This is a genomic window from Cloacibacterium caeni, assembly GCF_907163105.1.
Lineage (GTDB): Bacteria > Bacteroidota > Bacteroidia > Flavobacteriales > Weeksellaceae > Cloacibacterium > Cloacibacterium caeni_A.
Window position 1 is genome coordinate 1,666,137 of sequence record NZ_OU015321.1, and the last position, 12,766, is coordinate 1,678,902.

Below are 12,766 nucleotides of genomic sequence, written 5' to 3' on the forward strand. Positions count from 1 at the left end.
TATAACAACTGTTTGCGCCATTTTATTACATGAGAAAGGCGATTTTTAAAGATTTTCTTGAATTAAAATCTGAATTAAATCCTGCAAAACTTTCTGCGAAACAAAATTCATGAAATCTTTACGCTCTAAATGAGGAAGATACAATCTGAAAGTTTTTTCGAAATCTTTTACTCTAATCGAATAAAAAACAGTGCCAATTTCTGAATTAAATTCATCTGAATTAGGTCCTGCAACTCCAGTGGTAGAAAGTGCAACATCCGTTTTAAATAATTTCTGGCAACCCAAACTCATCGCTTCCGCAACTTCTGCTGAAACCACTGTCTTCTCTTTGATTAAATCTTCTGAAACACCTAAAATCTCCGTTTTTTTCTCCGTTTTATAGGTGCAAATTCCACCTAAAAAGTAATTAGAACTTCCAGAAACACTTGTTATTAAATGTGATAATTCTCCACCAGTACAACTTTCAGCAGTAGAAATCGACAAATTTCTAGAAATTAAAAAATCATGTAAAATTTCTTCTATTTTATCACCATTTTCAGAAATAATGTGCGCTTTCAGCAATGGTCTAATTTTAGAAATTTCTTCTTCTAATTGAATTTCTAAAGCGTCTAAATCCTTTCCTGAAGCCGTTAATTTCAACTTCACTCTATTGGCGATTGGCAAATACGAAAGTGAAAAATTTTTAGGCAAATTCAGTTCCCAGTCTTCTAAAGCATCAGACAATAAACTTTCTGGATAATTCACCACAGAAACGGTTCTAATTTTCAAAAAATTAGATTCAAATTCTTTTTGTAGATAAGGAATAATTTGGTCTTTAACTAGAGGTTTCACTTCATAAGGAACACCAGGAAGACAAATCGCTATTTTGCCGTTATCTTCTACCATTAAACTCGGTGCAGTTCCGTTGTGATTTTGGAAAACTTTAGATTTAGAAAGAATCATGGCTTGTTCTCTGTTTCTTTCGATGATTTCTAACCTTCCGATGCGTTCTAATCTGGTTTTCAGATGCTGAAAAGTTTCTTCGTCATAAACGATTTCATCATTGAAAAATTCACAAAAAGCTTTCTTGGTTTTATCATCTTTGGTCGGGCCAAGTCCGCCTGTTGTCATCACCAAATCAGTCAATTGAAAGGCAGATTGTAATGTATTTTTAATAATTTCTATTTCATCTGAAATGGTAAAAATCTGCGAAACAGAAATCCCAATTTTTGATAATTCTTTTGCAATAAAATTAGAGTTGGTATCTACCGTAGTTCCAGACAGAACCTCGTTTCCTATCGTAATAAGGACAGCGTTTTTCATTGGATAAAATTATTGAAAATTCTTTAACCTAAAAAGAAAAACTCGCAATGAAGCGAGTTATTATATTAATTTACAATTATTTTTAAAAATTTTGGTTCATCACTAATTAATGCAGATTTATAATTGGGCGGAATTCCAAAAAATTTTCTTTTGTTGTTTGAAAATCCTGTATTTATTGGGATTCCTAAAAAATTCTTATCTATTTTGGAATTGTTATCTGTGTCTTGAAAGCAAGCAACTGCAAATTCGCCTCTTGGAAAAACATACAACATTTTTCGATTTACTTTGTTTTTTACTGGCAAAATTCCACTTATAAAACCTTTATAATTTTTGAAATTATCTTCTCCTTTTGCTATTGTGAACCAGATATTTCCACTCAATTTTTTTGTTACAAACTCAATCAACAAATCAGAATATTTGTTTTTAAAAATTTCATCAACTCTAATTTCATTTGGATTCATTTGATGTACATTCGCCTTTTCAATATCAAATTCAATATTCATCATTTTCGCCGTTTCAATTAACAGTTTTTTGTTGTCTTCTAATGTATAAGGCTGAAAATTAATTTTATTGGCGTTTATAGGACTAAACTCTGCAATTGAATTTTTATCAAAATTAAAATCTTTCAGCGACACCTTTTTAATGCTTGAATTATCGACGGATTTGAAATAAAATTCCAAATGATCAATATCATAAACAATACTCCAAAAAGATTTATAATTTGGTCTATCTTCCCTTACCAAATCTAATTTTTCAAAAGAATCCTGAATATCCAAACTCTTTATATTAAGATTGTTTCTTAAAATACAATATCTATCAAAATGGGTTCTGGAATTGGGATTTATATCTTTACTAAAATCATAATATTTTTTAGAATCTTCTGAAGTTTCGTTGGTAATTACCTGAAATTTATCTTGCTTTCTATCAATCTTTACATCGCCATTTACAAAATCTATTACTGCGGAAACACCATTCTTATCGGCCAAAAAATAATGAATTCTTGCAATTGGCTTTATGGTTAAACTATTAATATTTTCAATAACTTCATCAACTTTTTCATAATTATCTAACTGATATTGAATCCATTCTAATTCAGAAATAGTTTTATTGTTATTTTCTTGATATTCTGTATTTCCCAACCAAAGTTGTTCTACGACAAGACCTTTCTCATTGATGCCACCATAAGGAAATTCTTTGCCATTTTGGTTAAATGTGATTGATCCAAATTTAGAAATCCAACCTGCAACATTATTTCCTCGAAAACCATACGAGTATTTTTGTTGTCCACGAATATTTTTAATTAAATAGCCTTGCCCAAATCCCCAATCAAAATTTTTTGCAAGAATTTTGTTTTCACCATTATAGTAAAATGCAGAACAAGCAATTGAAATTTGATAAATAAAAATACTGATTAATAAAATTGTTTTTTTCATTTTGTAAAACTAAAAACAATTCAACTGATTTTTATGTCACATTTGTGACAAAATTCTAGAACGAATTCTACTTAAAGATTGCCTCTCAATTCCGAGATAGGATGCAAGATGAGATAATGATATTCTGTTTAGTATAGATTTGTTTTCATCAATAAACCGCAAATACCTTTCTTCTGCTGTTTCATAAAGAAAACTTTCATATTTTTTTGTCCTGTTTTCCAAGGCCCATTCCGCAATTTTTCTTCCAAAATTCGCAAAATTTTTATACTTATCATAAGCAGTTTCTACAGTTTCAAAAGGGATAGAAATCAAAGTGCAATCTTCCAAACATTCAAAAGTATATTTAGTTTTTTGCTGTTTTATAAACGAAAGATAATCAGTAACAAATTCATTCTCTGAAAAGAATGCATTGTTAATTTCCTTTCCATTTTCGTTTATAAAATAAGATCGAATCAATCCTGAATAGATAAAAGCAATTGAGTCTTGAATTTCATTTTCGTGAATGAGAATTTGCTTTTTTTTGAGTTTTAAAATTGAGATAGTTGGTTTTACAAACTCAAGCTCTTCATCCGTTAATTCTGGATTTATTTTTTTATACGAATTGAGATATAGCTGTATTGCAATTTCCAATTTTACTAAGTTTTAAAAGTATCTTCTATTAATGAATATGCTTTTCTGCGTGATAAGAACTTCTAACCAAAGGTGAACTTTCTACATGACGGAAACCTAACTGTTCCGCAAAAATTCTATATTCTTCAAACTCTTCCAATTCTACAAAACGTTTTACAGGAAGGTGATTTTTGGTTGGCTGTAGATATTGCCCAATCGTAATTACATCTACATTCGCATTTCTCACATCCTGAATGGTTTCAAAAACTTCTTCTTTGGTTTCGCCCAAACCGAGCATAATTCCTGTTTTGGTACGGTTTTGTCCTGCTTCTTTTAAATACCTTAACACTTCTAAAGAACGCTCGTACTTCGCTTGAATTCTCACTTCTCTGGTTAGTCTTTTTACGGTTTCCATGTTGTGAGAAATCACTTCTGGTGCCACTTCTACCAATCTATCGATATGTTTATGAATCCCTTGAAAATCTGGAATCAACGTTTCCATAGTCGTTCCCGGAGAAATTCTGCGCACCGCATTTACGGTTTCTGCCCAAATTATAGAACCCATGTCTTTCAAATCATCTCGGTCAACAGAAGTTAAAACGGCGTGCTTGATTTTCATTAATTTAATAGAGCGTGCTACTTTTTCGGGCTCGTCCCAGTTTACATCAAGAGGTTTTCCTGTTTTTACGCCACAAAATCCGCAACTTCTGGTGCAGATATTTCCTAAAATCATAAAAGTGGCGGTTCCTTCTCCCCAACATTCTCCCATGTTCGGACAAGAACCACTTTGACAAATAGTGTTCAGTTTATATTTATCAACCAAAGTTCTGAGTTCTCTGTAATTTTTTCCTGTAGGAAGTTTTACACGAATCCATTTTGGTTTATTGGTAGTGGTATCTTGAATTTGATTTTCCATAAATATCTAAAATTTTTCTCACAGATTTAGCTGATTCGGCTGATTTTCATCTGCTCAATCTGTATAATCAGCGAGAGATTTTACTCGTTTTCGTTTAACAATTCTGCCAAAACTTTTTTGGCTCTCATAATTCTCACTTTAGTATTGGCAACAGAAAGATTGAGTTCTTCTGCAATTTCTTTGATGCTTTTTTCTTCAAAAAATCTCAAATGGATAATTTTTTGATAATTATGGTCCATTTTGGCAACCGCATCGATGATTTTTTTCTCTTCCTGCACAGAAATCATGATTTCTTCAGGAGATTTTTCGAATTGATTTTTAAAATCCTGAAAACCGTCCATTGTTTCTTCGGTTTCTCGATTTTTTTTGCGCCAATAATCTATTACTGTATTTTGAGCGATGGTAAGAACCCAAGTTTTAAACTGGAAATTCTCATCATACAAATCTAATTTTGCCAATACTTTAGAAAAAACAGAAACCGTCAATTCATCTGCTGCGTTTTCGTCGTGTACTTTTTTCATCACGAAAGAAAAAACGTCTGTCCAAAATTGATTAATCAGTTTCGTTTGCGCTTTCTGATTCTTCTCTTTGGCCAAAAAGATGAGCTGTAAAAGTTCTGGTTTTTCCATTGCAAATGCAAAGATAAGGATTTTGTGAGAGCCAAGTAAAAAGAGCCAAGTAAAAAATGATAAGATTTTGTCTATAAGATTTATGGCGCGAGCATTTCGACAAGCTCAATATAAACTTCACGAGCGTCGATTGTTTTCAAATTAATTAAACCTTCAAGGATTTAAAATCCTTGAAGGTTTGAATAAACAAACTTTAAGAAAAGTGAATAGAATTGCTTTTTCTATTGACTCTTTTTACTTTTTACTTGGCTCTTTTTTCTTATCTTTGCCATTCAAAATTTTTAAGAAAATGAACGCTTTTATTGAAGAACTAAAATGGCGCGGTTTGTACGCTGATATGATGCCAGGAACTGATGAACAACTGAATAAGGAAATGACGACTGCTTATATTGGTTTTGATCCTACCGCAGATTCGCTTCATATCGGAAGTTTGATTCAGATAAAAATTTTGGCACATTTTCAGCAGCACGGTCATAAACCAATTGCTCTAGTTGGTGGTGCAACTGGTATGATTGGTGATCCTTCTGGTAAATCTTCAGAGAGAAATTTATTAGACGAGGCTACGCTTAACCATTATGTAGATTGCATAAAAGGTCAACTTTCTAGATTTCTAAATTTTGAAGGCAACGAACCGAATAAAGCGGAATTGGTGAACAATTACGATTGGATGAAAACGTTTACGTTTCTGGATTTCGTGCGTGATATTGGGAAGCACCTTACCGTAAATTATATGATGGCAAAAGATTCTGTGAAAAAACGTTTCTCTGGCGAAGCTGGAGTTGACGGAATGAGTTTTACAGAATTTACCTACCAATTATTACAAGGTTACGACTTCTTACATTTATACAAAAATAACGGAGTAAAATTACAAATGGGTGGTTCTGACCAATGGGGAAACATCACCACAGGTACAGAATTAATCCGTAGAAAAGCACAAGGCGAAGCTTTTGCATTAACCGTACCATTAATCACGAAAGCTGATGGTTCTAAATTCGGGAAATCTGAAGCGGGAGAAAATTATTGGTTAGATACCAAAAGAACTTCTCCGTATAAATTTTACCAATTTTGGTTAAATGCAACAGATGTAGATGCTGAAAGATTCATTAAATACTATACTTTTTTACCAAAAGAAGAAATAGAATCTTTGGTTGAAGAGCACCAAACTGCTCCACACGAAAGAAAATTGCAGAAAAAATTAGCTGAAGAAGTTACGATTTGGGTTCATGGAAAAGCAGAATACGAAAAGGCATTAAAAGCCTCTGAAATTCTTTTCGGCAGAAGTACAGCAGAAGATTTAGTAAGTTTAGACGAAGAATTATTCTTACAGATTTTTGATGGAGTTCCACAAGCTGAAGTAGCTAAATCAGACGTTTTAGGAAGTAACATTATTGATTTATTATCAGAAAAATCTGGTTTTCTAAAATCTAAAGGTGAAGCAAAACGCGAATTACAAGGAAACGCTATTTCTGTAAACAAAGAAAAAGTAAAAGACGATTTCGTAGCTGCTGAAAAAGATTTGATTGACGGCAAATTTTTACTCCTGCAAAAAGGTAAAAAACAATATTTTATTGTAAAAGCGGTCTAAAATAAAATTTACAACGCTTTGCATAGTTAAATAAATTATAAAAACACGCTCTAGAGCGTGTTTTTTGTTATCATTCATTTTTCAATTGTCTACCTTTGTCACTTTATAAATTCTTATTAATGGTTATTATTATTTTCATCATCGTCCTATGGTATTCAGGACTATTTTTTCAAACTTTTTTCCTTCATCGTTACGCAGCACATCAAACTTACACTATGTCTAAATTTGGTGAAAAATTGTGTTTTATTCTTACTTGGATTACCCAAGGTTCTAATTATCTTTCAGCGTATGGTTATGGTGTAATGCACAGAATGCATCACGCTTTTGCTGATACAGAAAAAGACCCGCATTCTCCAAAATACGACCCTAATCCACTGGCAATGATGTGGAGAACGAAAAATGTTTACCAACAAATCAATAAGCAAAAAATTGCCATCGAAGAAAAATTCACCAAAAACGTTCCTCAATGGAAATCATTCGATAAGTTTGCCAGTTCATGGTACTCAAGAATTGGTTGGGGAGCATTCTACACTGTTTTCTTTATTATTTTTTCTGAATATTGGTGGCATTGGTTATTATTACCTGTGGCTATTTTAATGGCTCCAATTCACGGAATGATTATCAATTGGTTTGGTCATATTTACGGATACGTAAATTTCAAAGTGAATGACACTTCTAAAAATTTGTTCCGTTTTGATTGGTTAATGCTTGGCGAAGGTTATCACAACAATCATCACAAGTTCGGAGGAAGAGCTAATTTCGGTGGCGTAAGATGGCACGAAATAGATGTTACGTACATGATTATGTTACTCTTAGAAAAATTAGGTTGGATTAAAATGAACCGAGTGATGGCCACTCCAAAAAGAGAAATCTAAAATTTACAAAATAGAAAACACGCAGATTTGCGTGTTTTTTTTATCTAACCAAACCTTCAAGGATTTTGAATCCTTGAAGGTTTTTCTACACCTCAATCGTAGTAGTATTTTTCACTTCGGCAATCATAAAAGAACTGTGTGTGGAACCAATGTGTTGTAAAGTAGTGAGTTTGGTCACCATAAAACTTCTGTATTCTTCCATATTTTTCACACAAATTTTTAAAATATAATCATAATCGCCACTTACGTGGAAACATTCCGTTACCTCTGGTAAAGTCATAATCTCTTTTTCAAATTGCAAGACATATTCTTTTTTGTGTTGAGTTAATTTCACGTGGCAAAGAACGATAAAATTCCTCTCCACTTTTTGTCTATTAATAATGGCAACATATTTAGAAATCACACTTTGTTTTTCTAATTTTTTGATGCGTTCATAAACCGCTGTCACAGACAAATCTAACTTGTGAGACAATTCTTTAGTCGTTTGTTTGCTATCTTCCTGAAGAAAATAGAGCAATTTTTTATCAATTGAGTCGAGTTCCATAGATTATTTTTTGGAAAAAGTTTACAAAAATCAAATATAATCATAAATTTTTCTATTAATTTTAAATTTAACAGATTTATTTTCTATAATTAAAAATATTCATTGTAAAAAAGTTGGAATTTTTAGAATTTTATTACCAGAAATTTTATTTTCCTCAATCCTAAAGGACGGAAAATTTCTTACATTAAAATTCAATATTATGGAAAATTTCGATGCAGCAAATGCAATTCAAGACTTACAATATTTTGGGGAATTCGGCGGTGTAAATCCTTCAATTTCTGACAGTTCAACTTATACTTTTTTATCTGCAAAAACCATGTTCGATACTTTCGAAGGCAATGCAGAAGGTTGTTATTTGTACTCCAGACATTCATCTCCGATGAATTTATATTTAGCTCAAGCGTTAGCAAAAATGGAAGGAACAGAAGCAGCGAATGTTACCGCATCTGGAATGGGCGCGATTACTTCTACCTTACTTCAAATCTGTAAAAGTGGCGACCACATTGTTTCAGCCAGAACAATTTATGGTGGAACTTACGCATTCTTAAAAAACTTTCTGCCTCCTTTTAACATTGATACAAGCTTTGTAGACATTAATAATTTTGAAGCAATAGAAAACGCCATCAAACCTAATACGAAGGTGATTTATTGCGAAAGCGTGAGCAATCCTTTATTGGAAGTAGCAGACCTAAGAAAACTATCTGAAATTTGTAAAAAACATAATTTAAAACTGATTGTTGACAATACGTTTTCTCCACTTCAGATTTCGCCTATTCAATTAGGTGCAGATATTGTGATTCACAGTTTAACGAAATTCATCAACGGAAGCAGCGATACAGTTGGCGGCGTTTATTGCGCATCTCAACAATTTATAGACGACACCAAAAATGTAAATAACGGAAGTTGTATGCTTCTCGGTCCAACTATGGATAGTTTTCGTTCCGCAAGTATTTTGAAAAACCTAAGAACTTTACACATCAGAATGAAAAAACACAGCGAAAACGCAATGTATCTCGCTGAAAAATTCGAAAAAGATGGTCTGAAAATAAATTATCCTGGTTTAAAATCTCACAGAAATCATGAACTCATGAAATCTATGATGCATCAAGAATATGGTTTTGGTGGTTTATTAACTTTAGATGCTGGAACCGTAGACAAAGCCAATGAATTAATGGAAATGATGCAACAGGAAAACTTAGGTTACCTTGCCGTAAGTTTAGGTTTCTACAAAACATTATTCTCTTGCAGCGGAAGTTCTACCTCATCTGAAATTCCTGAAGAAGAAAGAATTTCCATGGGACTTTCTGACGGTTTAATTAGATTTTCAATTGGTTTAGACCATGACATTGAAAGAACTTATCAAAAGATGAAAGCTTGTATGGTGAAAGTGGGGATTTTGATGTGATAATTTGATGATGCGATAATTTGGTGATTTGATAATGTGATAATGTGATAATTTGATGATGTGGTGATTTTTCGTTCCGTAGGAACGCAATGTGTGTAGAAATTAATAATAACGCTATCAAAGGCGTTCCGTAGGAACGCAATGTCAATCTTCATTCATTTTTCAAAAAAAAAAATAATTTTGATAATTTATAAAACTGACCATGTGTCAGTTTTTTTTATTTGGCAAAATATTGGTAAAGTGAAAAGAAACGGAAGCCAATTTATAGCCCAGATTGCAGCGGAAATCCTTTTTTTTTGAAAAAAGATTGCAGCGGAAAGCTGGTCTGCGGTTGAAAGAATTTACAAAACGTCTTGCTCCTTATCAAATTTTAAAAAATTATCTTTGCAATATGGATTTACAATTTATCGTAAGAGAACCCGAAAATATTACCCCACATACTCAACTTTTGGTGATGATTCATGGTTATGGAAGTAATGAAGAAGATTTATTTTCTTTTCGTCATGATTTGCCAGAAGATTGGATTATCGTGAGTTATAGAGCTCCAAAAATGACCGACTACAATGGTTTTTCTTGGTACGACATTGATTTTAACGATGCTGAAAAATTTATAGATGTAGAACAGGCGGTAGATTCTATGAAAGCGATTATGAAATCTATTGACAACCTAAAACATCATTATCAGTTAGAAGGGAAAACCAATATGATGGGATTTTCGCAAGGTGGAATTCTTACGTTTGCTATGACGCTTACTTACCCGGAATATTTTCAGAAAATCGCTTGTTTAAGTGCTTATCCAGAACCTAAAATCCTTAAAAATATTAAAGGCAAAAAAGAAATTCAGCATCTTAGATTTTTTATTTCTCATGGAACTGAAGATGCCGTAATTCCATTAGAATGGGGAAGAAAAGCAGCAGACTTTTTGTATGAATTGGGCGCATTTTTCACTTTCAGAGAATACATGAACGGACATGGCGTGAATCAAAAAAATTACATGGATTTAATTAACTTCTTTAAATCATAAAAAAGGTGTTTCTGATTCAGAAACACCTTTTTATTATTTAAGAATTCATCAATTCTTCTATTTCTTCTACTTCAATCGGAATGTTTTTCATCAGATTAAAAGCAGGCCCAGAATTCTGAATCACCATATCATCTTCTATTCTCACCCCGAAACCTTCTGCAGGAAGATAAATTCCCGGTTCTACAGTAAACACCATATTTTCCACAAATTTATCTTTTAGAATTCCGTAATCATGGGTATCAAGACCTAAATGGTGAGACGTTCCGTGCATCATGTATTTTTTGTAAGCTGGCCAATTTTTATCTTGGTTCTGAACATCTGCTTTATCTAGAAGTCCTAATTCTAAGAATTTAGACGTGTAGAATTCTCCGCATTCTTTATGATAATCATACCAATTATTTCCAGGAACTAAAAGGGAAGTCGCAAAGTTTTTCATGTCTAAAACCGCATTATAAATCTCTTTTTGTCTCGCTGTAAATTTACCATTCACAGGAATCATTCTGGTAAGGTCAGATGAATAATTAGCATATTCTGCGCCTACATCTAGTAAAATCACATCTCCATCTTTACATTGCATATTATTGGCAATATAGTGCAGTACATTTGCGTTTTCGCCACTTGCAATAATTGGTGTATACGCAAAACCTTTACTTCTATTTCTCAAAAATTCGTGCATCAATTCTGCTTCAATTTCGTACTCCCAAACTCCAGGTTTCACGAAAGAAAGCAATCTTCTCACGCCTTTTTCGGTGATGTTACATGCTTTTTGTAATAATTCTAGTTCTTCTGGTTCTTTGATACTTCTCAAATGCTGAAGAATAGGATTACTTCTTAAAATTTCATGAAGCGGAAACTCTCTTTTTACTCTTTCGATGAATCTATCTTCACGAGTTTGCACTTCTAAAACCGCTCTATAATGCTCATTTCTATTGAGATAAATATTTTCGGCTTCGTTCATCAAATTGTAGAAAATTCTATCAAAATCTGATAACCAAAGTACTGTTTTCACTCCAGAAACTTCAGTTGCTTTTTCTTTGGTCAATTTTTCGCCTTCCCAAACAGCGATATGTTCATTGGTTTCTCTTAAAAAAAGAATTTCACGGTGTTCTTCATTATAAGCATCAGGAAAAATCAACAAAATGCTCTCCTCTTGGTCTACTCCGCTCAGATAAAAAATATCTCTATGCTGCGCAAAAGGCATTGTAGAGTCTGAACTTACTGGATAAATATCATTAGAATTAAAAATAGCCAAAGAATTAGGCTGCATTTTTTCTACAAACTTTTTACGATTTTTGATAAAAAGTGAACTAGAAATTTGTTCGTATTTAGTTGTCATTGTATGAAAATTAGAAAGTTTGGTAAAGTTAATGAATTTTGAAAAAAGCGATAAGGCTTTAGCATCATTAATTTCCGTTAATTTTTATGTTAATTTTTCCGTTAATTTTTTAAATTGTTTTTCGGCATCTTTTCCTTCGTATAAAATACTGAAAACTGTGTTGATGATTGGCGTTTTCAATTTCTTTTCGTAAGCAATTTCATAAATTCCACGAGTTGCGTAATATCCTTCTGCAACCATGCTCATAGATTGCACCGCAGATTTCACGGTATAACCTTTACCGATAAGATTTCCTAAATTTCTATTTCTAGAAAAAAGTGAATAAGCAGTTACCAATAAATCTCCTAAATATGCACTATCATTCACTTCTCTGTGCTCTGGATAGATTGCATCTAAAAACAATTCCATTTCTCTAATTGCATTAGAAACCAAAACCGCATTAAAGTTATCACCATAACCTAATCCACTTGCAATTCCTGCTGCAATAGCATAAATATTTTTAAGAATAGCACTGTATTCATTGCCTAAAATATCTTTGGAACAGCTTACTTTGATATAATCCGAAGTAAAAAGTTCTCTAAGTGAATCAATATGTTCTTTTTCTGCTGCTGCAATGGTAAGATAAGACAATCTTTCCATCGCCACTTCTTCTGCGTGACAAGGCCCTGCAATTACCGCCTGACTTCTGAAACCAATTTTAAAAACATCTCTTAAATAATGCGCTACCACATCATTATGTTTAGGAACAATCCCTTTGATTGCAGAAACGAATAATTTTCCTTCGTAATCGCAAGTCATTTTTTCTATTGCATCTACAAGATAGATAGAAGGAGTTGCTAAAACTACGATATCACAAGCAGAAACCAACTCATTAATATCTGTAGTGATTTTTAGTTTTTTTACATCAAAAGTAACCGAAGTAAGGTAGTTAGGATTATGACCGCGCAATTCTAGAGCTCCTTTTACAAACTCATTTCTTACGCACCAATGCACCAATTTCGCATTTTCTAATAGCATTTTTACAATTGCCGTAGCGAAACTGCCGCTTCCTACAACCCCAATAGTTGGCAATGTTTTGCCTTTCTTTTTAGCCATTTTAAAAAATTTG

The 12,766-nt window shown here is 32.6% G+C and carries 12 protein-coding genes; 4 read left to right on the plus strand and 8 right to left on the minus strand.

The genetic code is table 11. The features are described 5' to 3' along the window. Positions 1-45 precede the first annotated feature (45 nt). The 5 genes from KKQ76_RS07585 to KKQ76_RS07605 all read right to left on the minus strand — a co-directional run bounded on the left by KKQ76_RS07585 (position 46) and on the right by KKQ76_RS07605 (position 4,889). On the minus strand, positions 46-1,302 hold the full coding sequence (locus KKQ76_RS07585; RefSeq protein ID WP_213196626.1) for a CinA family nicotinamide mononucleotide deamidase-related protein: 1,257 nt from the start codon (positions 1,300-1,302) through the stop codon (positions 46-48). A 65-nt stretch (positions 1,303-1,367) separates the two neighbouring features. Then, entirely contained in the window at positions 1,368-2,735 is a 1,368-nt protein-coding gene (locus KKQ76_RS07590; RefSeq protein WP_213196627.1) for a DUF2141 domain-containing protein, read from the minus strand. 36 nt (positions 2,736-2,771) lie between these two features. Then, entirely contained in the window at positions 2,772-3,365 is a 594-nt protein-coding gene (locus KKQ76_RS07595) for a Crp/Fnr family transcriptional regulator (protein WP_213196628.1), read from the minus strand. Between the two features lie 28 nt (positions 3,366-3,393). Continuing rightward, positions 3,394-4,260 carry a lipoyl synthase gene (lipA, locus tag KKQ76_RS07600; RefSeq protein WP_213196629.1) on the minus strand — a complete coding sequence of 289 codons (867 nt, stop codon included), beginning with the start codon at positions 4,258-4,260 and terminating at the stop codon, positions 3,394-3,396. An 80-nt stretch (positions 4,261-4,340) separates the two neighbouring features. Continuing rightward, positions 4,341-4,889 carry an RNA polymerase sigma factor gene (locus KKQ76_RS07605; protein ID WP_069797158.1) on the minus strand — a complete coding sequence of 183 codons (549 nt, stop codon included), beginning with the start codon at positions 4,887-4,889 and terminating at the stop codon, positions 4,341-4,343. A gap of 289 nt (positions 4,890-5,178) precedes the next feature. Here KKQ76_RS07605 and tyrS point away from each other — a divergent pair, with 289 nt between their 5' ends. Continuing rightward, positions 5,179-6,474 (plus strand): tyrosine--tRNA ligase, encoded by a 1,296-nt coding sequence (gene tyrS / locus KKQ76_RS07610; protein WP_213196630.1) that lies wholly within the window; start codon positions 5,179-5,181, stop codon positions 6,472-6,474. Between the two features lie 119 nt (positions 6,475-6,593). Then, positions 6,594-7,349, plus strand: coding sequence for an acyl-CoA desaturase (locus tag KKQ76_RS07615; RefSeq protein WP_213189708.1), 756 nt, complete (start codon positions 6,594-6,596; stop codon positions 7,347-7,349). Between the two features lie 85 nt (positions 7,350-7,434). Here KKQ76_RS07615 and KKQ76_RS07620 read toward each other — a convergent pair whose 3' ends face one another. Beyond that, a complete protein-coding gene (locus KKQ76_RS07620) occupies positions 7,435-7,893 on the minus strand; it encodes an Lrp/AsnC family transcriptional regulator (RefSeq protein ID WP_213196631.1) in 459 nt (152 codons plus the stop codon). A gap of 199 nt (positions 7,894-8,092) precedes the next feature. Between KKQ76_RS07620 and KKQ76_RS07625 the strand changes: the two genes are divergently transcribed. Both KKQ76_RS07625 and KKQ76_RS07630 read left to right on the plus strand, forming a co-directional pair. Continuing rightward, positions 8,093-9,298, plus strand: a complete 1,206-nt coding sequence (locus KKQ76_RS07625; protein ID WP_213196632.1) for an aminotransferase class I/II-fold pyridoxal phosphate-dependent enzyme — start codon at positions 8,093-8,095, stop codon at positions 9,296-9,298. 391 nt (positions 9,299-9,689) lie between these two features. Continuing rightward, positions 9,690-10,322 carry an alpha/beta hydrolase gene (locus KKQ76_RS07630; RefSeq protein WP_213196633.1) on the plus strand — a complete coding sequence of 211 codons (633 nt, stop codon included), beginning with the start codon at positions 9,690-9,692 and terminating at the stop codon, positions 10,320-10,322. Positions 10,323-10,359: 37 nt separating this feature from the next. Here KKQ76_RS07630 and KKQ76_RS07635 read toward each other — a convergent pair whose 3' ends face one another. After that, positions 10,360-11,658 (minus strand): aminopeptidase P family protein, encoded by a 1,299-nt coding sequence (locus KKQ76_RS07635; protein WP_213196634.1) that lies wholly within the window; start codon positions 11,656-11,658, stop codon positions 10,360-10,362. Positions 11,659-11,742: 84 nt separating this feature from the next. After that, the gene (locus KKQ76_RS07640; protein ID WP_213196635.1) at positions 11,743-12,753 is read right to left on the minus strand and encodes an NAD(P)H-dependent glycerol-3-phosphate dehydrogenase; all 1,011 of its coding nucleotides are present in this window, start codon (positions 12,751-12,753) and stop codon (positions 11,743-11,745) included. Positions 12,754-12,766: the final 13 nt, after the last annotated feature.

What these genes read in the sequence shown, in the direction of transcription:
- KKQ76_RS07585 (WP_213196626.1), bottom strand. Translation starts at nt 1,302, where the DNA reads ATGAAAAACGCTGTCCTTATTACGATAGGAAACGAGGTTCTGTCTGGA.
- KKQ76_RS07590 (WP_213196627.1), bottom strand. Translation starts at nt 2,735, where the DNA reads ATGAAAAAAACAATTTTATTAATCAGTATTTTTATTTATCAAATTTCA.
- lipA (WP_213196629.1), bottom strand. Translation starts at nt 4,260, where the DNA reads ATGGAAAATCAAATTCAAGATACCACTACCAATAAACCAAAATGGATT.
- KKQ76_RS07605 (WP_069797158.1), bottom strand. Translation starts at nt 4,889, where the DNA reads ATGGAAAAACCAGAACTTTTACAGCTCATCTTTTTGGCCAAAGAGAAG.
- tyrS (WP_213196630.1), top strand. Translation starts at nt 5,179, where the DNA reads ATGAACGCTTTTATTGAAGAACTAAAATGGCGCGGTTTGTACGCTGAT.
- KKQ76_RS07615 (WP_213189708.1), top strand. Translation starts at nt 6,594, where the DNA reads ATGGTTATTATTATTTTCATCATCGTCCTATGGTATTCAGGACTATTT.
- KKQ76_RS07620 (WP_213196631.1), bottom strand. Translation starts at nt 7,893, where the DNA reads ATGGAACTCGACTCAATTGATAAAAAATTGCTCTATTTTCTTCAGGAA.
- KKQ76_RS07625 (WP_213196632.1), top strand. Translation starts at nt 8,093, where the DNA reads ATGGAAAATTTCGATGCAGCAAATGCAATTCAAGACTTACAATATTTT.
- KKQ76_RS07630 (WP_213196633.1), top strand. Translation starts at nt 9,690, where the DNA reads ATGGATTTACAATTTATCGTAAGAGAACCCGAAAATATTACCCCACAT.
- KKQ76_RS07635 (WP_213196634.1), bottom strand. Translation starts at nt 11,658, where the DNA reads ATGACAACTAAATACGAACAAATTTCTAGTTCACTTTTTATCAAAAAT.
- KKQ76_RS07640 (WP_213196635.1), bottom strand. Translation starts at nt 12,753, where the DNA reads ATGGCTAAAAAGAAAGGCAAAACATTGCCAACTATTGGGGTTGTAGGA.